This window comes from Paenibacillus sp. JJ-223, assembly GCF_927798175.1.
GTDB lineage: Bacteria > Bacillota > Bacilli > Paenibacillales > Paenibacillaceae > Paenibacillus > Paenibacillus hubeiensis.
This window is the reverse complement of sequence record NZ_CAKMMP010000002.1, coordinates 116,365-136,139: the sequence shown is the minus strand read 5'-3', so window position 1 is coordinate 136,139 and position 19,775 is coordinate 116,365. Positions and strand designations below refer to the sequence as shown.

Annotated in this window: 13 protein-coding genes; 11 read left to right on the top strand and 2 right to left on the bottom strand. The window is 54.9% G+C overall.

The window, feature by feature from the left end; all coding sequences use genetic code 11:
- Nucleotide 1 precedes the first annotated feature (1 nt).
- The 8 genes from L6H98_RS04195 (at nucleotide 2) to L6H98_RS04160 (ending at nucleotide 12,244) form a co-directional block, all read left to right on the top strand.
- Nucleotides 2-2,485 carry a transcription initiation factor TFIID gene (locus L6H98_RS04195; RefSeq protein ID WP_236413139.1) on the top strand — a complete coding sequence of 828 codons (2,484 nt, stop codon included), beginning with the start codon at nucleotides 2-4 and terminating at the stop codon, nucleotides 2,483-2,485.
- Between the two features lie 139 nt (nucleotides 2,486-2,624).
- Entirely contained in the window at nucleotides 2,625-3,908 is a 1,284-nt protein-coding gene (locus tag L6H98_RS04190) for a vWA domain-containing protein (protein WP_236413137.1), read from the top strand.
- A gap of 21 nt (nucleotides 3,909-3,929) precedes the next feature.
- The gene (locus tag L6H98_RS04185; RefSeq protein WP_236413135.1) at nucleotides 3,930-4,577 is read left to right on the top strand and encodes a beta-mannanase; all 648 of its coding nucleotides are present in this window, start codon (nucleotides 3,930-3,932) and stop codon (nucleotides 4,575-4,577) included.
- Nucleotides 4,578-4,739: 162 nt separating this feature from the next.
- Complete coding sequence (locus L6H98_RS04180) at nucleotides 4,740-5,999, top strand: hypothetical protein (protein WP_236413133.1); 1,260 nt, start codon at nucleotides 4,740-4,742, stop codon at nucleotides 5,997-5,999.
- On the top strand, nucleotides 5,996-9,223 hold the full coding sequence (locus L6H98_RS04175) for a hypothetical protein (protein WP_236413132.1): 3,228 nt from the start codon (nucleotides 5,996-5,998) through the stop codon (nucleotides 9,221-9,223). The genes L6H98_RS04180 and L6H98_RS04175 overlap by 4 nt, the downstream gene beginning before the upstream one ends.
- A 477-nt stretch (nucleotides 9,224-9,700) precedes the next feature.
- The gene (locus L6H98_RS04170; RefSeq protein ID WP_236413130.1) at nucleotides 9,701-10,582 is read left to right on the top strand and encodes an ABC transporter ATP-binding protein; all 882 of its coding nucleotides are present in this window, start codon (nucleotides 9,701-9,703) and stop codon (nucleotides 10,580-10,582) included.
- 212 nt (nucleotides 10,583-10,794) lie between these two features.
- A complete protein-coding gene (locus tag L6H98_RS04165) occupies nucleotides 10,795-11,622 on the top strand; it encodes a ferric iron reductase (RefSeq protein ID WP_236413128.1) in 828 nt (275 codons plus the stop codon).
- A gap of 142 nt (nucleotides 11,623-11,764) precedes the next feature.
- On the top strand, nucleotides 11,765-12,244 hold the full coding sequence (locus L6H98_RS04160; RefSeq protein ID WP_236413720.1) for a glutathione peroxidase: 480 nt from the start codon (nucleotides 11,765-11,767) through the stop codon (nucleotides 12,242-12,244).
- 130 nt (nucleotides 12,245-12,374) lie between these two features.
- Here L6H98_RS04160 and pelA read toward each other — a convergent pair whose 3' ends face one another.
- Nucleotides 12,375-13,547 (bottom strand): pectate lyase, encoded by a 1,173-nt coding sequence (gene pelA, locus L6H98_RS04155; RefSeq protein WP_236413126.1) that lies wholly within the window; start codon nucleotides 13,545-13,547, stop codon nucleotides 12,375-12,377.
- A 470-nt stretch (nucleotides 13,548-14,017) separates the two neighbouring features.
- On the opposite strand from pelA, the gene L6H98_RS04150 reads away from it, so the two are divergent.
- Nucleotides 14,018-15,379: an FAD-dependent oxidoreductase gene (locus L6H98_RS04150; protein WP_236413124.1), complete on the top strand. Its 1,362-nt coding sequence runs from the start codon at nucleotides 14,018-14,020 to the stop codon at nucleotides 15,377-15,379.
- 76 nt (nucleotides 15,380-15,455) lie between these two features.
- Here the strand turns inward: L6H98_RS04150 and L6H98_RS04145 are convergent, their stop codons facing one another.
- A complete protein-coding gene (locus L6H98_RS04145; protein WP_236413122.1) occupies nucleotides 15,456-15,956 on the bottom strand; it encodes a hypothetical protein in 501 nt (166 codons plus the stop codon).
- 212 nt (nucleotides 15,957-16,168) lie between these two features.
- On the opposite strand from L6H98_RS04145, the gene L6H98_RS04140 reads away from it, so the two are divergent.
- Together L6H98_RS04140 and L6H98_RS04135 are read left to right on the top strand one after the other, a co-directional pair.
- Nucleotides 16,169-17,011: a formate/nitrite transporter family protein gene (locus L6H98_RS04140; RefSeq protein WP_236413120.1), complete on the top strand. Its 843-nt coding sequence runs from the start codon at nucleotides 16,169-16,171 to the stop codon at nucleotides 17,009-17,011.
- 564 nt (nucleotides 17,012-17,575) lie between these two features.
- Nucleotides 17,576-19,639 (top strand): molybdopterin oxidoreductase family protein, encoded by a 2,064-nt coding sequence (locus tag L6H98_RS04135; RefSeq protein WP_236413119.1) that lies wholly within the window; start codon nucleotides 17,576-17,578, stop codon nucleotides 19,637-19,639.
- Nucleotides 19,640-19,775: the final 136 nt, after the last annotated feature.

Sequence of the window (19,775 nt, the reverse complement as noted above, 5' to 3'; positions counted from 1 at the left end):
GATGACGGCCGTGATCAAACGCAAGCTTGAACAATTCGCTGCTTCATATGCAGCGGAGCAGGAGCGGCAGGGCAGTCTGGCCGATGGCCGCAGCAGCATTCATTACCCGGCCCTGTTCCTGTTCGTGGGCGATTCCGTTTCGCCTGCGTTGCCTGCGGTGAGAGCCATCAATCGCGTCAAATGGGACAACGGCGACGGCGTTGCGTATTTGCAGGTCGGTACAGACCATCAGGGCGGGACGGATGCTGACGGCAAGCAGGAGGAACATGAACCTGGGGTATATGGGGCCCATGAGCGGTATGGTGCCGGTGGTGCTGGTTCCGGAGAGTTGGGCAAGTCCGAAGTCTTCGAGGATGGCCAGGTCATCCGTTATGCTCTGCCTTTGAACGTGAATACCGGGCAATCCTCCAAAACGCTGCGCCGGGACGTGCATCGCGCGTTCCATGCGTCGAACGGGGCGCTCGCCGGGCTTAACCGGACGCTGCGCAAGGTTAGCAACCGGATTGCCGAGTTCGGCAGGCTGTACTCTTCGTTCGATCGGATCTACGTGACGGTCATTACGCGGGCGGACGACCCGCTGAACGTGCTGCTGCCCGAATTGGTGAAGCTGACGGAGACGATTCTGGGCCAGTCGTTCAAGTCCGTGCAGACCGATCTGCACGTGCTGGTGAGCGAAATGGAACAGGTCGAATCCTACGGCTACGCCAGCGCGGCAAGCCTCGCCTTTTTGCGTGAACTGGATTACATGCAGTCGTCCGAATTTGCGTACAGCGGCAACCTTCTGGTCACGGAGGACGGCATATCGATCCCTGTCGTTCATCCCGCTTCGCCGTTATTCGACCTGGTGTATGTGCTGTCGGACAAAAACGAGCGCGGCACCGGCGTGCCGGGCGGGTGGATCGACAACGCAGAGATGATCTGCCGCATCTGCCTGTTGAAAAACCGGAAGCAGGATGCAGACAACCCTGGAGGAAAGAATGCCTACAATAACACGTCTTTCAAAAACAACATCCGCACCGCGACCGCCCGCCACGGCTATGCGAGCGCGGGTTTCGCCGAAGTGCGGCGGCCGAACAAACCGATTGCTTTAGCGGTGCTGTATCACTTGTACCGCTATCTGCTCGGCCGTATGCGGCAGGAGCCGGATTGGAGCATGAAGGAAAAGCTGGCTTTCTTCGGCGCGGATGCGGCGGCGCTGGAACGCAAAACGCTCGGCATGCTGCCGGGGGAAGACCTGATCGAAGGCATGAGCGGCATCATGACCCATAATGTCGGTTTCTCGGACCTGAAGCCGCTCTCCCTCCGCGAGGCGGAAAAGGCGCTTTATGGTCAGGGAGCGGAGGCGTACTTCCGGGAAAACGTGGCGAGGCCCGCCGAGGAACGGGTGCGGCAGCGGGGCAAGGAAGGCTCCCTGCTTCGCCAGGCCGAAGCGTCCCGGTCCGAACATCCGGACATCGGGTACTTCCAGTGGGCGTCCTGGAGCGGAAGCGGCGAAGGCAGCGTTCGCGAAGCGCTGCTGGCGCTGATCCGGGACAAGTCGCTGCAATTGGATGCGGCCCGGGCCTTGCTGGAGCAGCGACAACAGGAGCGCGTCGAAGACCAGCCGTTCAAACGGGCTCTTTTCCGCGACAAGCAGAATGTCCGCAATCTGATCGATTGCTTGCTGGAGAAGGTGTATCTTCCCAAGATCGAGCTTCTGCGGCTGGAAAGCGAGCTGCAGCTTTTGCGGATGTACGACGCGGAGATGGAGCAGCTGCATGCGTTCAGCCGCAGCGTGACGGAACGACTGGCGCAGCTGGAAGCAGGGCTGCGGGATGCAGCCGAGGAAAGTGCAGCCGCGGCCGACGATTACATCGGCCAGAACGTTATGGAATACTACGGCAAAGTAACGGAAGCCCTCGTCGCCGAGCTGGAAGCAAGCCGGGGGCGGGACATTTGGTTTGAAGATCGCTATATGGGCGACATGAACAAACTTGCTGCGGAAGGTAATGAAGCGGTTTTGGAGCGGCTGATGACGGTATGCCGTACGCTGCTGCTTGCGGCAGAGCCTTTGCGCATGCCGTTCGAAGAGGAGCTGCTGCAGCGGGCCAACGTCACGATTGCCTACGGGGACAAAAACGTGCTGACCCGCGACGACTTGTTCCTCAAGTTGTATCGCACGCTGGAGGATCAGGCCGTGATCCGGGTGCGCGTGTTCGATTACACGCAGGAGCATCGGTACGAAGAGAAGTATTTCTTCGGTGATTCGAACAGCGCCTTTATGGACTACGCGGCTCATGCCGAAGAAACGTCCCGCATTTACAAGCTGGGCGTGGTGTATGAAGAACGCAGCAGCGGCGTGGAAAAGCTGAACCTGATGGGCGGATTTCATTTGGAGGACCTGATGGTCTACCGCAATGCGAGGGTCTACTACGATTCCTATGCAGCAAACGGGTACGAGCTTCATCCGGACGGTTTGGCCGATAAGTTGGAGCCTCTTCATTGAAGCCTTCGGCTTGCCTGTCCGCAGCCGTCATCGATGGTGAGCAGAACGGATCGCGCGGAAACATGCACACAACCGGTTCAAGCGGCCATCGTCAATTTTCCGGTCCTCAGGGCCGGTATCGGAAAGGATGCATGTGAACATGCAGCGAAAAATCAATCTTCTCCTGGTTCTGTTCAGCCTCATTGGCGGGGCTGTCGGATTTGCGGCAGGGGAACTCATGCTTCACGAGTGGCTTGGGGAGATGCCCCGCCTGCTGCTGATGGGTCTGTACTTTGGCGTACTGGCGCTCAGCGTAGGGCTGTTCTGCCTGCTGGCCGAGATGATCTCGCCAAGGCTGAACGGAGCATCGTGGAAACTGAGATACATGAGCCTGTCCTGGAAATTGCTTGTTCCGGCTACGCTGGCACTGTTGTTCGTCGTCGGCCTGGTACTGCAATTGCTGTACCAGATCAATCCGGGCGGGGCCAAGCAGGTCAAGGATATCGTGCTGATGATCGACAACTCGGGCAGCATGTCGGACACGGACCCGAACAACGGGCGTTTCGAAGCGGCGAAAACGTTGATTGCGCAGATGGACAGCGACAAACAGGTTGCCGTCATCACGTTCGACGACGAGCCTCAGTTACTGCAGCCTTTCATTCAGATGGATAGCGAAGCCGCCAAAAACGAAGTGTACGACAAGATCGATGGCATCGTGACCACCTCGGGCGGGACCAACTTCGAGGCGGCGTTAACCGAGGCGATGGAGCAAGTGCGCAGCAAGCAGGACCCAAGCCGGGGAACGGTAGCCATCCTGTTGTCCGACGGTTTCAGCGAAGTAAATCAGTCAGGCGTTCTGGCGGACTACGTGCAGGAGCAGATTGCCGTGAATACGGTCGGACTGAGCCTGGTCGACCCGTCAGGGACCGATCTTCTGCGGAGCATCGCTCAGCAGACTGGCGGCTTGTACTACGATGTTCCGGATGCGGGCGGATTGCAGCTGGCGTTCCAGCAGATTTACGATACGATCGACGAACGGACGCTGGTAACAGAGCGAACGGGCATGATGCAGCATAGCACCTATTTGGCCATTTTCCGCGTGGCGGCATTGCTGCTGATCGGGGCAGCGCTGGGCGTTTCGCTCGGGCTTGTGTTCGATAACCGCCACCTGGCCATGAATTTCGGGATTGGCGGGGTCGTGTCCGGCCTGCTTGCCGGCCTGCTGCTGGAATGGGGCATCGACGGTTCGGCCATTGGCGATCCGCTTACGCGTTTTGCAGCGCTGCTCATCCTGTCCGGCGTGCTCACCTTGTTTACCTGGATCATTCCGGTCAGGGAGGACACGGTGCGCAAGAAGCGCGGCCGTTCGGACGGCGGCGGGCGAAGCAACGCCGCAGAGGGCTTCGCGCAAAGACCGCGAGATACGCGCAGCAAGGGATTTTAAACATCGGGAGGTCATCGGATCATGCGAGTTATGGATACGGACTCATCGGGACCGGTCATTCGCAAGTTGACCCTTGCGATGGACGAAGACCATTGCACGCTTCGCTGGTTGTGGCCGGAAGGCATCGAAGCCGTGTATGTTGAAAGATCGGAGCTGGAGCTGGTCAGCAAAGACCATGTCGGGGGTGAAACGACGCAGGGTAAGCTCAAGCTGTACACCAGAGAGGAATATAAAGCAAGCAACGGATACGTGGATCGGATCACGGGGTTCGGCGCTATTCGCTACACGGTCCATGCCTGCGGCATGGACGAGGACGGCCCGGTGCTGCTCCGTCAGCAGGATGGAGACAATACCGTGCTCGCAAGCAGCCGCAAGGCGGATATCCGCTTTTCGATCCGATATAAAAAAGGCTTGTTCCAGAAACGGAAAAGCGTGTGGATGACCGTTACGGCCGAGGTCCCCGTGCCGAAGGAGGCGCTCTGCTATGTGCGAAAGCCAGGCGGCGTGCCGTTGAACAAGGAGGACGGGACGGTGTACCCGTTCCTCAGCGACTTTGCGCCGGGACGAACCGAATTGCCGGCCGTCGAGGTGGCCAAGGATGATTACGTCCGCTTGTTTTTTACGGACGGTCCGAAGTACGGTGCGGTGTACCGGCTTATATCCGATTAGCATTGCATGTTTCGAAGAAGAGAGTGGTTTGGGACGCATTCGAGGTTGATGTAATCAGCACTTTCGGCCGAACTTATATACATCGGAATGAATTTTTACCATTTTGACGTTTCAAGCAATAGGCATCATCTTTTTGCGCTGATCAGGGAAGGGGGAGAGACTATGAGTTTTTTTAGCCGGTTTTTGAAAAGGCAGCAGCCGGAGGAACGTCCGTTGTTTTACGATATCGTCTGTCCGTATTGCTTCAGCAAATTTTCGCCGGAAGAGGTCGTGTTCCGGGCCGCGCATCATCGCGACGACGATGAAGATTATGCGCTTGGGGAAGACGCCAAGCTGAATCGCTACCGCGAACGTTTTGGATTGGATACCGTATTCGAAATGGAGGCCGTATTGGCCCCCCATGACGTGCCGGAAGAGCATCGCATTTACTCGGACAACATCATCATGGGCTTGAATGATCGTTACGGCGTGGTAACGAGACGCAGGCTATGCCCGCAGTGTCACAATGAGCTGCCGGTGACGGCAGGCAAAGCGCCAAGCAACATTATTTCCATTATCGGCGCGTCGCAGGTCGGCAAGTCGGTCTACATGACGTCACTGATCCATACGCTCCAGCACTACACGGCAGACCATTTCGATGCCGCGTGCATGCCGCTGAATGCGGAGATCAGCCGCAGGTTCCGCGCCGACTACGAAGAGCCGTTGTTTGAACGCGGGGACCTGCTTGATTCGACGCAGAAGGAGAAGCTGCAGGAGCCGTTCATTTTCCAATTCGTCTTCAAGGACGAGGACAAGGCTCCGCTGACGCTGGTATTCTTCGACGTGGCCGGCGAAGGCATGGTGGAGCAGGACTATCTCGGTTTGCACGGGCAGCACATCAAAAATTCCGCTGGCATCCTGTTCATGGTAGATCCGCTTCAGATTCGTTCCATCCGGGACAAAATCCGCATTAATCTCGGCAACGAGCCGGGCGAATGGACGCCAAGATACGACGAGCCGCGCGACGTGGTGCTGACGCTGTTCGGTGATTTCATCGCGTACCAGGACAAGGCCAAAACCGATATCCCGACGGCCGTCGTGTTGACCAAAAGCGATATGCTGCATTCCCTCAAGGACGAGGATGGCGATTATATCAAATCGAACAGCAACGTGTTCCGCAACATGGTGCACCGCGACTATTTCAACCTGACCGAGTTCGAGAACATCGACGGAGAGATCCGCCGCTTCGTGGAGAAGGTGGACCGGCCGTTCAAAGGCACGATGGACGTGTATTTCAAAAATACGGCCTATTTCGCCGTTTCCGCATTGGGCAGCAATCCGGTCAACATGAAACTGCAGGGCGTCGTCAGTCCGATCCGCGTGGACGAGCCGTTCCTGTGGCTGTTGTACAAGCTGAAGTATATTGAGGGGAGAGTGGAATGATGCCTTCTTCCCAAACCCCGCCGATCGAACAGCAGATGTACACGAGGGAGCGGAGAGGGGTGTTTCGCACCACGGAAGGATTCGATACGGTTGCGGCATCGCCGGGATTGGACCCTGCTTACATCAAAAAAGTGCTTCATCCTTACTGCGTCTACGATGCTCCCGCTGAACTGACGGGCCGGGGAGAGAAGGACGGCAGCAAGTTTCCGCCGTCCATCCACCTGGTCCGCCTGGAGAACGGCGAGACGCTCCTCGGGCAGAACGTCTACCAGGCTGCCGATTTTACCGGCCTGCGCAGCGCTTTTTTTGCCCATAACTATGTCCTGCCTGCCGTCCGCGCGGAGCAGCAGATGAAACAGGGCGGTTGGCTGGACACCGCCTTCGCCACGTCATATGACATCGAGCAAGGCACAATATTGCCTTCGCTGGACGCTTTGCCTGCAGCCCCGTCATTGTCTGCCGAAGAGGGCTCTCCGTCTCCTGAAGCGGTTCTGGAGTCGCTGAAGATGAGCGAAGCGCTGTTCAAGCGTATGCTGTACGCCGTCATGCAGGCGGTGGCGACGCGCCGCAAAGTATACGTAGCACTGGATTTGCCTGCCGAAGAGATAACGGACGGCGCCCGGAAGCTGCTGCGTTTGCTGTATGCCGCTTTGCCTTATGCTTACCGCAGGCAGCTGGGATTCATGACGTACGCGAAGGAACCACAGGCGAAGAAAGGCATCCATCTGCAGTTCGTGGAACGGGGCACGCTTCGTCCGAAGGATCGCAATACGGAGAAGGACTTTACGTTCGATTTGATGTCCGGCAGGGTGACCCATGCCGACCTGTCGACAGCCCAACTGCCGTACATGACCTATGCTTGGTCATTGCTCCAGCCGGAAGGGAGAGCAGCCGCGGAAGGCTTTTATACGTTCGCGGACGAAATGCTCGCCAACATGGAGCCTGGCCGCGAGCTGTCGATTGAGGCTTATGGCGAATTAGCGCAATTTTACCGGCTTGAACAGGGCATCGATTCCCTGGATGTGCTGGATAACAAGAGCGGCGTGCTGGGCGGGTTGCTCACGTATCTGAAACCTGAAGGCGGGACGCTGCAGCGTGCGCGGCTCAATGAACTGTTTCTGGCGCTTCTCGGCCGCGAGCTGGACGGCGTCAAACGGGAACAGGTTCCCGAGGAAGCGGTCGCTGCGCGGATCGGCGAATATTTCAGCATTGCTTCTCAAGCGGTCCAGTCGCGCATCGTCGACTATTTCGTATACGGCATCAACAACGCCCGTGGGCGCAAACGTATGCGCGCCGTCCAAGAGCTATATGCCTTGCTGGATCGTGAACCGGGTCTGCATATGGCTTTTTTCGGGAAGGTGCTGGGTAATCCGTCGCTATCGAAGCTGTTGTTCGAGCCCTATTTGGAACAACAGTTGAAACGGGCCGAGACGGCTGCAGATACTACAAAGGTCTTCCAGCGCTGGGTAACAGAGCACCCTGCAGCCGTTCACGACGGCTTCTTGCTGGAGCGGACTGCCGAGGAACTGCGTGAGCGTCTGTTTTCGGCACCTGATCCGGTCGAGGCTGCAAATGAAGCGCTGAAGCAGGTCAGTTTGCTGGACCGCATGCCAAAGGCCGCAGCCGGTTCAGCCATCACCGCCAAAATCGGTCAATCCGAGGCGCGGACCCAAGGATTTGCAAGTCGGGGCAGCTTGTCCGAACGAGCAGCGCCGCCCGATTATCAGGAGCAATTGACCCGGTTGGCAGATAAGCTGGCTTATGTCATTAATCTTTTCCTCATTCAGGATCTCGATTTGGGCCGGGTCGCCAGGGAGCAGCTGCTGAGCATTGATATTCTGCTGCACGAGAACGAAGTGCGGGATTGGGCTGCGAGACAGGGAGCCGACGTAACGGCCCGCATCAATGTCATGCTGGCCGCGAGAGCTTGGCTAAGCGGAGAGGATCAGGACGAGGCGAGGCTGGAGTCCCTCTCTTTGGCGGAGCGGAACGAAATGCAGCGTTGGACGCGCGGCTGGTTGGCCGCCGAAATGCGGCTGCAGCCGGGAAGCAAGTCCTTTGAGGCGCTGCCCCTTGCCTTTTATCGGGGAGGGAACGGAAGCAGGCTGGACTATGCCGGACTGCTGGATTTCGTCCGCAGCCATGTCGGCAGCAAGGACGTGTTATACCAATTCATGGAATGGTCGGGACGCCAGCGGCTCTTCATGCGAGGGCAGCAAGCAGCCAAGGCTTACTCGGATGCGGTCGTGGATTATTTCAAAACCCATGATCGGGATGCCTTCAAATCGAAATCTGCCTTCAAGCCGTATTATGCAAGGGCAGACAAGACCATGAAACCGACGTATGACCGGGCCAAATCGGAGCTCGCCTCACCGCTGGTTCGCATACTGACAGGCAAGAGAAAGAACCTGTTCTTGGCATCGTTCATCGTCATTCTGGTTGCCGGCATTGCGGGAGCAGCCTTGGCATGGATGGGCAAAGATTCGGAAGCGCCGGCGGCTTCTCCGCCGTCCGTGCAGGAGCCCGATGTTACGAGCGAGCCGGAAGTGCAGCTGCCCGAGCAGGTGGCCTATGTTATTCCGGGCGGCTCCGGCGGGAGTGCGGAAGCCTCGTCGCAATTGGTGATCCGTTTCCGCACGGAGACAGGCGGGGATACGCTGCAGTCCGATTCGCTGGAGTTGAACATGAAGGATGGCAGCGTAGAGGAACTTGATGCTGCCGGAGCGTGGGAGAGCCTGACCACGGAAGGGCAACCAGAGGGTTCAACTGCAGGCGACGGTGCGGCTGGTTCTTCAGTTGACCCATCCGGGAATGACGATACCCATGACAGTTCCGAAGGATCGACCAATGAAGGCAGCGGTGTACAGAGTGAGAGCTCTGCACCAGATCTGAGTCAAGGAGAAGAGAATGGTGCCTCATCGCCCGATTCGTCTTCAACCCAGTCTCCTGACGCATCGTCGCGTGGGACAGACGGACAGGCTGGAGAAAACGGAACGAGTGCTGGCACAGGTTCAACGAATGGCACGTCAGATCAGCAGTCGGCAATAGACGGTTCAACGGGATCGAGTGCCCCCTCTTTGGAGAACCTGACGGAAGCGGACATGGATCGGCTTTATCCGTTCGGCCAGAAGGTGCGCATTCCCGAGGGAATCGAGGCAGCGAACATTGCCAGCGTGCAAAGCGGCGCGCTTGTGATTAACCTGATCCCTGAACCCAAGTTGTAGCTCGGTAACAGACCCATTTCAGGGAAAAGCATATCAACAAAACAAGGGTGAGAGAAGCCAGTGTATGGACTCTCGCCTTTTTTTCGTAGGTTTGGCCGAAATTCCATGAATTCGTAATGGCCTGAAGAGCATATATAATGTCGTTGCAGCGATCTGATTGGAGATGTATCCGGCGCGGTACGGTCTTGGGAAGCTGGCGCAGCAGCATTCATCAGCAGGCATCTCTTGTGCAATTTACTGAAATACGGTCTTCCAATGCGATGTATTTCCTTTCGAAATATGTCCATCTTGCAAAATACTGCATTCCATACCCAATGAATTTGCGAAATGGTGTTGACAAATGATAATGATTATCAGTATCTTTAGATATAGGAACTTTTTGAACTTGCTGAGTCGGTAATCTTTTCATACAACCAATACGTTATCGTTGCCATAACCGGAAGTACATACCCGGATAAATGAGAGAGGGATGATCGCATGTTTCGTCTGGAGACGTCCAAGCTGGATATCGCTTATGAAGAAAGACTGATTGTTGAGGACCTGAATATTCAAATCCCCCAAGGCCAGATCACGGCCCTTGTCGGAGCCAACGGCTCGGGGAAATCGACAATCCTGAAAACGATGGCACGCATCATGAATCCCAAGGGCGGACAGGTGCTGCTCGACGGAAAGTCCATTCATAAGCAATCTACGCGCGAGGTAGCCAAACAGCTTGCGATCTTGCCGCAAAACCCTACTGCACCGGAAGGGCTGACCGTAACCGAGCTTGTTTCTTATGGCCGCTTCCCGTATCAAAAAGGTTTCGGATCGATGCGTCCCGAGGACAAGCGCATGATCGAATGGGCCATCGAAGTGACGGGCATGAACGAATTTCATGATCGCCCGATCGATCAGTTGTCCGGAGGACAGCGCCAACGTGCATGGATTGCGATGGCTCTTGCTCAGGAAACGGATATCCTGTTCCTTGACGAACCGACGACATTCCTTGATATGGCCCACCAGCTGGAGGTGCTTCAATTGCTGGAGATGCTGAATACGACCGCCAATCGTACCATCGTCATGGTCGTACATGATCTGAACCATGCCTCCCGTTATGCCCATCACATGATTGGCATCAAGAAAGGCAAAGCGGTGGCTACAGGCTCGCCTGTTGAAGTCATGAACCCCGACGTGCTGCGCGAAGTGTTCAACATTGAAGCAGATATCGTTATAGACCCGCGCTCGGGCGTTCCGTTGTGCTTGCCGTACGCGCTTGCCGGAGCACGTCAACAAGTATTCGAACAGCCGGTTGCGAATGAATCGATGCTGCATGTAGCAGGAAGAACGGAACAGCGCATTCGCACCGCTGCGGGAAGTTAGACATTTCAACGCCTGTAATGGGCGAATCATAATAAGGGCCGTTGTGCTGCATGCACACGGCTCATTTTCGCGTTATGCAGGATTAGGGTTCGCCAGCGTACATTTCTAGAGATCTGGCATCAGGGTATGTCGGATATGTACGTTTGAAACAAGTAACTTGTTAATTCTGGATCTACATCGATACATAATTTCGTATGGGAGGGTTTTCGATCATGGGAGCGATCAATTACGATTGGCTGCAGCAATATGGCCGAATTGCAGTGACATCGTTGGAGCAGCCAGTCTGGAGCATGCCCCTGGCCGCGTTGAAAGATCCTGTTCAAGCCAGGCAAATGCTGGCCGAGTTCAACAAACACCTTCGTGCCGACTCGCTGCGTTCGGCGGCCGTTTATTTCACGCATTCGCTGCGGGGGCTTGTGCTTGGGATCCACTACATGACAGCCGTATGCGATGCGCGGCTCGACATTTCGCTGGACAATATCGAATTGCAGCTTGAAGTGAAGAACGACCGTGTGGCAGCAAGCTTCCTCCTTAGGGATGCGACAGAGCGTCCGCATGTTCAACAGGCAGCCGAGGGAGATGAACCCCGGAATCGAGCATGTGCCCAGTCCTCATGGCGAAACGAGGTGCTCACGGCATACTACGGCGAGCAGCTGCGTCCGATGATTGAGGGAGTGGCAGCAGCCGGAGGGGCCAAACCGGGCCAAATGTGGTCGCAGCTGGCGGGCATTCTGAGGTGGTTCACAACGGCGGTGCAGCAGATGCCCATTGAACAGGCGGAACGCGAAGCGGTCATCGAAGGATACGAGCATGTGATCAGCATGCCTCCGGACGTGTTGGGGCTGAAAAGAAACCTCCTGTCCTTCAAGCCGGTGGAGGTTGCGAATCCCTACCAGCCCGGGCAGACCCTGCTGATGAAGCCCGCCTGCTGTTTGCATCATGTCGTCTATGACGGACAGGATTATTGCTACACCTGTCCGAAGCTGAGCAAGTCGGAGCGGCAGGAACGTTACGAAGCGATCCTCGCGGCGAATAAGTAATAAGGGTACCGTTTTCGCAGATTTGGTATTGGGCAGGGACAGGTTTATAATGGAAATATCGGCTGTATCGCCAGCGCATCGTTCGTGAACCTTGCGGGAGGCACAGCCTTTGAAACCTACAAAAGCATGGGAGGAATCGGTCATGTCCGTATATTCGTACAAAGCGGTAACTACCGCCAATCAAGACGTGTCGCTCGATCAATATAAAGGCAAAGTGCTGCTCATCGCCAACACGGCCAGCCAATGCGGGCTGACGCCGCAATACGGCGAATTGCAAAAGCTATATGATCGTTACCGCGATCAGGGCCTTGTCGTGCTCGGGTTTCCCTGCAATCAGTTCGGTGGCCAAGAACCGGGGAGCAGCGAGGAGGCAGCATCGTTCTGCCAGCTGAACTACGGCGTGAATTTCCCGGTATTCGCCAAGGTGGAAGTGAACGGAGAAGGCGCGGACCCGTTGTTCCAATATCTTCGCGAACAGCAGCCGGGCGAGGGCGAGAGCAATGAGATTCAGTGGAACTTCACGAAGTTTCTCGTGAACCGAAGCGGTGAAGTGGTGGCACGTTACGAGCCGAAGGAATCGCCTGAGGCGATGACGGCCGAAATTGAGCAATTGCTCGGTTAAGGGTTAAACCTGAATATTACGCAAAAACCTGTCCCCGGAAGTCTCCGGTGACAGGTTTTTTTGTGAACGTGGCGGAATGGTTCGCAGCTTTCGGCAAAATTGCCGTGGACCGGGTTGTCTCGTAGCATACCTAGGGGAGCGGCTGTCTCAATGTATAATATCCTTGCTCGGAGGCCAGTCTAAGCAGATTGCGAGCATAGTTTCCGGCCCAGGAATAGCCGTGCCTGCGTTCCTCGCTGATCTCCCGAATGTCCATGTATTTCAACCCGTCCCGGTCCGCAAAAAAAGGAACATCCTCATCCACGTTATAGAAACGGTACCAGATGACGCTGCCCGGATCGGGCTCAAAATACACCGGTCCCTGGCGGTTGTATTTGGTTCCATTTTCCCGAACGGTATCGAACCAACGGAGGGCGCTTTGCGCGGCCTTTTTGATCTCGGGCGTTTGCGGCCTGGACATGAGGAAGGCGGTAATGCCTACCGATTCCGATCCCGATTTGGAGGCCAGTTCATAAGCCCTGCCCGGCAGCGGGGTGAAGGTTACCGGATCGTGTTGGGCGCACCAGACCGTAGGCACGCCGTTGTTGACGATTTGCGCTTTCAGCGTGTAGTCGATGCCTTTGTTCAAGGCCTTTTTCAATCGTGCACGATCCTGTTCATTCAGAATGTCGTTATTGAAGCCTTCGCGCCGTTCAATCATATCGTCAATGAGGACCATGGTGCGCACCATCGCGTTGTCGTTGTATGTAACGGCATCCGAGTAGTTTCCGCGTTTGGGGTACACTTGCGGCCAGCCTCCTGATGGATATTGCGAAACCAGAATGAAATGGACGGCTTTGCGGATACTGTCCTTGAAGACCGGATTGCCCGTTTGATCGTACATATGGGCCAGGAAACGGATTTCCGTGACGGTTGCATCATTATCGAACGTACCCAGCTCAACGCCATTCGGGTCCTTCCAATCCGAGCGAGCGGTTTTGCCATCCCATGGGGTTTTGTATTTTTCTTCCATCGCTTTGAAAAAGCCGCCATGAGGCATCTGCCACGAAACGATATTGAGCGCATAGGCCGTGTCCTTAGCCAGATCTCCCGTTGCAAAGGCGCTGTAATCCCTGAATCTCTGCAAAATGGAGGATACATCCGCCCCCACAGGCGCATTGGCGGAGATGACCTCGGTCTTAATCGTAACCGGTGCAGAGTCGGCATTAACCGGCGAAACGGCCAGAGCACTTGCAGAGACCATGGCAATGGAGGTGGCAGCCGGGATGAATCGAAGCAGGGCGGACCGTGAACTTTTTTTCAAAAGATAAGCCTCCTTGTTGGGAATGTTGGGAGTTTAATCATAGTTAATCCATTATAAGGATCATCTATATTAATGATTGTAAGCGTTTGCCATCATAAAAATGACACCCTGTTATAAATTTGTGACAATTTTTCAAATGCCTCGAAGGGGGCGTTCGAAAGAAAAATCTGCGGAAAAGAAACCTGTCTCAAACCCAAGCGTGGCAAAGCATAAATTGTCTTAAAGCAGGGGAAAATGTAATGTCAGTAAAGGGGAAGGCGAACCACAGCCGAGAGAGGAAACTTTAAATTTGTACAATTTTTTTGTAGAACCTATTGCAATGTGAAAAATGTCACATTATAATAAGGGCATAAAGTGAAATTAATCACAAAAGGACGTACGCTACAAAGTGAATGATTTCACATATCTAATTATCGTTTATTTATCCGCTGTTTTTAATCATATGCCCAACTCTCAAGGAGGAATTCATCATGAAAATCGCAGTCATCGGATGTACACATGCAGGAACCGCAGCCATCGTCAACACAGCCAAATTGTATCCGGAAGCTACCATCACGGTTTACGAACGCAATGACAACATCTCTTTCTTATCCTGCGGCATTGCCCTTTACGTGGGCGGTGTAGTCAAAGATCCCGACGGCTTGTTCTATTCCTCGCCCGACCAACTGGCCGACCTTGGCGTGGTCACCAAAATGCTGCACGAAGTGACTGCGGTGGATGCCGACAACCATACGCTGCGGGCGAAAAACCTGAAAACCGGCGAAGAGTTCGAAGACACGTTCGATAAATTGATCGTAACGACCGGTTCTTGGCCAGTCATTCCGAAGCTGGACGGCATCGAGATGGATAACATCCTGCTCTGCAAAAACTACAACCACTCGAACACGATCATTGAAAAGGCAAAAGAAGCTAAACGCATTACCGTGGTTGGTGCAGGCTACATCGGGGTGGAGCTTGTCGAGGCCTTCCAGATGAACGGCAAAGAAGTCACACTGATCGACAGCGTGGACCGCATCCTGAACAAATACCTGGATCGTGAATTCACGGATGCCATCGAAGATACGCTGACTGGACGCGGCATCAAGCTTGCTCTTGGCCAAACGGTACAGAAATTTGAAGGCGAGAATGGCAAAGTAACCAAAGTCATCACGTCCAAAGGAGAGATCGAAACCGATCTGGTCATTCTGTGCATCGGCTTCCGTCCAAATACGGGACTGCTGAAAGGTCAAGTCGACATGCTTCCGAACGGAGCAATCATCGTGAACAAATACATGCAAACCAGCCACAAAGACGTTTTCGCCGCAGGCGACAGCTGCGCGATCCATTACAATCCGACAGGCAAAGCAGCCTACATTCCGCTTGCGACCAACGCGGTGCGCATGGGTACGCTCGTGGCACGCAACCTTGTTCGTCCGACAACGCCTTACCTCGGAACCCAAGGCACATCGGGCATCAAAATTTATGAGCAAAACATTGCCGGTACGGGACTTACCGAAACATCGGCAGCCGATGAAGGTTTGGTTGTCGAAGCGGTAATCCTGGAAGACAGCTATCGTCCGGAGTTCATGCCGACTGCCGAGAAACTGCTGCTCAAGGTGGTGTATGAACAAGCTACACGCCGCATCGTCGGGGCGCAGGTGATGTCGCAGGCGGATCTGACCCAGTCGATCAATACGATCTCGGTTTGCATCCAGAACAACATGACGGTGGATGAGCTGGCGTTCATCGACTTCTTCTTCCAACCGCATTACAACAAACCGTGGAACTTCCTGAACTCGGCGGGACTCCAAGCTCTGCCCCCTGTGGAAGTGAAAGCACCGGCAATGGTTTAACTCTTTATATATGTAAAGTCGATATTTAAACAGCAGCAGGTTGGCGGAGATCCGTCAGCCTGCTGTTTTTTGGTGATTACAGGTTGTCCGCATGCTGCGGCGATCTGCCACTTAACTTCAAATGTATGAAATTCTCTTCACGCAGAACAGTCACGCTAAAGTTCTCACTCTTTTTCACTTCACGATAATACTCGTCATAGCTCTGAAAATGAAATTGATAACCCATTTTGACCACAGAGCCGTAGAGGGAACAGACGATTTCCCGGTCTTTCACGAAAATGATCTGTTGGATCGCTTCATCGTCCGATTCATAAACGTGATCGCTTTCGAAGCCGATGGCCGAAGTGATTTCTTCTTTGGAGGTATAGGGAGAAAATGAATACATGGCATCCCAGTCAAACGGAATGATTGCGTTCAGCGCATATTCCCCGTCATCCATAGAGTGGATCATGTCTTCGAACGCGTTTAGATGCTGTTGTGCAAGAGAAGGCTGAACTTTGTTCAAATGAAGAATGCATCCAGGCAAAATGCTAAGGACAAGAATAAGCGCAGCCCATGCTCCTTTTCGTAAATCCAATATGACAAAGCCCCTCTTCAGTAAGGTTTCTCTTCATCTTACCGCATTTTTATGGAAAGGAACATGTTCAACATTATCGCTAATACGGGCATTGTGATTATTTGCACAAAGTTTTGCCGCCTGGCGAGATACAATGAAAACATGAAGTTGAACGGTGAAGAGAAAAGACCTTTGTCAGGGCGATTCATCACACAGTAAGAGGAGGATGCGTTATGGCGGCAAAAACACCTCTTGAGGTTGCACAATATACGGCGCAGACCGGGATGAAAAAAGCGCAAAGTCCGGTATCTACCGTGTTGGTGCTCGGTTTTCTGGCCGGAGCGTTTATCGCGCTCGGCTTTTTGCTGGATATTCGGGTCATTGCCTCTGCTCCGGCGGAGTGGGGAAGCATCGCCAATTTTATCGGGGCCGCAGTGTTCCCGGTGGGGCTGATCATGGTTTTGGTCGGGGGCGGCGAGCTGCTGACAGGCAACATGATGGCCGTACCGCTGGCGGCAGCGACACGCAAAATTACGCCAGGCAGCATGTTCAAAAACCTGCTGCTGGTGACGCTCGGCAATTTGTTGGGTGCGCTGTTCGTTGCGTATTTCTTCGGCCACGTACTGGGATTGACCGGCGACGGAGCATACTTGACCAAATTGGTCGATATGGCGGGGCATAAGCTGCATGACGGTTTCCTGCAGGCCTTCATCTCCGGCATCGGCTGCAACTGGCTGGTGGCGATGGCGGTATGGTTGTCCTATGCAGCCGACACGATGAGCGGCAAGGTGCTGGGCATCTGGTTTCCGACGATGGCTTTCGTGGCCATCGGCTTCCAGCACGTTGTGGCCAACATGTTCCTGATTCCGGCGGCCATTTTCGAAGGGCACTATTCGTGGGGCGAGTTCTTTATGAATGTTGTGCCCGTATGGTTGGGGAATCTGACGGGAGGCGCGCTCTTTGTGGCGGGGGCGTACTACCTGGCGTATATGCGCACAGCCAAACCGGAGGCGGCCGCAGCGGAAGGGGCGCAGCCGAAGGCGGAGACAAGAGCGGTATGGAGCAAGCAGGCATAATGCCTGCGATGGAGGAATCCAACGTGATCCGACGCGTAACGAACCTGAGGCATCTTATAATGGCTCATTTCCGCTTTGTTCAGCGCTAACGAATCCTACGCACGCTATTTTACCGAAAAAGGGGAATCGGGTGGCCTTACGCTAACTATAACGTGTCTGAGGTTCGTTACCGATGCAAGACGGCCAAATCAACCCGAATAAGGTGTGTAAGGTTCGTAAGCCGCGAGAGGTTATAACGTAACGTGAAGAGGACCGTTTTATACTCATAACGAAACAAGTGCAGGGATGCCTGCACTTGTTTTTTTATCATTTTAAAATGTAAACCGCAGAAAAGTAAATTCGCCACGAAGAGGTTCGGGGGAACGAAACCTGTTCATGGCGAATTTCGGGAGTGGTCCATGATATGGCATAAGGAGGAAGTGGGGAAACACTAACCTGATGCCTTGCTTATATTGTACCCGCGCCATCTTTAGGTGAATCAGGCAAAGCAAACTTTTTTTGCGCAAAAAGTCGAATTGGCGATATGATATAGCAATAGCATTTTGCAGGAGGAGGAGAAAGGACATGATCGATCAGGACAATGGCGTATTTCCGGCGGTTTGCCCGCTTGATTGCCCGGATACGTGCGGCCTGCTGCTACATAAGGAGAACGGAAAAATCGTGAAGGTGACGGGCAATCCCGATCATCCCATCACAAAAGGCGCCATCTGCAACAAGGTCAGAAACATGACGGAGCGAGTCTATCATCCGGAACGGCTGCAGTATCCGCTCAGACGTGTCGGCGCCAAGGGAGAGGGGCGGTTCGAACGCATCAGCTGGGACGAAGCGATCGACGAGATCACGACCCGGTTCCGCGCGTTGTCCGAGACGTACGGACCGGAATGCATTTTGCCCTACAATTTCTACGGCAACATGGGCATTCTCGGCGTGGACGGCATGGACAAACGTTTTTTCAACGCTTTGGGTGCCAGCGTGCTGGAGCAGACAATCTGCAATGCGGCAGGCAATACGGGCTGGAAATATACGATGGGTGCCAATCGCGGCACATTGCCGGAAGATACGGAGCACGCGGACGTCATTGTGGTATGGGGCGGCAATATCGTGAGCACCAACATGCACCAAGTCGTGCTGGCCGAGAAAGCCCGCAAAAAAGGGGCGAAAATCGTCGTCATCGACGTGCATCGCAATCGCACCGCACAGTGGGCTGACTGGTTCATCCCGCTCTATCCAGGCACGGACAGCGCGCTTGCGCTCGGGCTTATGCACGTGCTGTTTGAACGCGGGATGGTGGACGAAGCCTTCATGCAAAAATATACCGTCGGTCACGAGGCGCTGCGCGAGCATGTCCGCGAGTACACGCCTGAGCGGGTGGCGCGGATTACGGGCGTATCGGCCGAGGACATCGTGAAGCTTGCCGAGCTGTACGGGCGCGCCGACGCGGGTTACATCCATATCGGCAACGGGCTGCAGCACCACGACCATGGCGGCATGAGCGTGCGCAGCATTGCCTGCCTGCCCGCGATTACCGGGCACTGGCTGAAGCGCGGCGGCGGGGCCGTGCGCACGAACAGTTATGCCAGCACCAACGGCGATGCCTTGGAGCGCCCGGAACTGCGAGCGAACCCGGAACCGCGCGTCGTGAACATGAACCGGATCGGTGAAGCGCTGCTGGAGGCGGAGCAGCCGATTCGGGCCCTCATGGTTTATTGCAGCAACCCGTTGGTGGTTGCGCCGGATACAGAGCGGGTTATGCAAGGTTTTGCCAGAGAAGACCTTTTTACGGTCGTGCATGACCTGTTTCTGACGGATACCGCCAAATACGCCGATATCGTGCTGCCTGCGGCATCTTCGTTCGAAGAAACGGATTTGTACACATCGTATTGGCATCAGTATGTGCAGCTGCAGGAACCGGTTATCGCGAAAATCGGGGAGAGCAAAAGCAATGTGGAGCTGTTTTCACTGCTGGGACAAGCGATGGGGTATGACCCCGAAATATTCAGCGAAACGCCGGAGCAAATGATCGCGGATGCGCTAAAAGATACGGGCAATCCGTACATGAATGGCATTACGTTGGAAGCACTCAAAGCCAACCGGTTCGTGAAGCTGGACATGGCGGCGCATGCCACGTTCCTCGAAACGCTGCCCACGCCGTCCGGCAAAATCGAGTTGTACTCGGAAACGATGCGGGAGCGCGGCTTGCCGCCGCTGCCGACATACCACCCGGCGGTGGAAGGGTATGATGGCGAGCGCCGGCCAAGCGAAGAGGACAAATATCCGCTGATGTTCCTTTCCCCGCCGAACCATAATTTCCTGAATTCCACCTTCGCCAACTCGGCGAAGCATCAGAAGATGGAGAAAATGCCGCTGCTGCACATTCATCCTGAAGACGCGGAGCGCCGGAACGTGGCCGACGGCGACCCGATTATCGTCTGGAACGACCGCGGGCGCATCGAGCTGGTCGCGAAGGTCAGCGATGCGATGCTGCCGGGGACGGTCATCAGCCAAGGATTATGGTGGGACGGCGCGGGACGGAAACAGCGGGTCAACATGCTGACGCCAAACCGATTGTCCGACATGGGCAATGGAGCGACCTTTTTCTCATCCACTGTTGAAGTGAAGCGTCAATGAGTGTGCTTGCGCATGTCATGTTTTCGGGTAAGATGGACTGAGGGCAGTGGAAACAACAATGAACGAATAGACCTAGAATAACCATGTCTTCGCTCAGGGCTGATCAGACGGCCGGAGCGAAGGCTTTTGTTTTGAA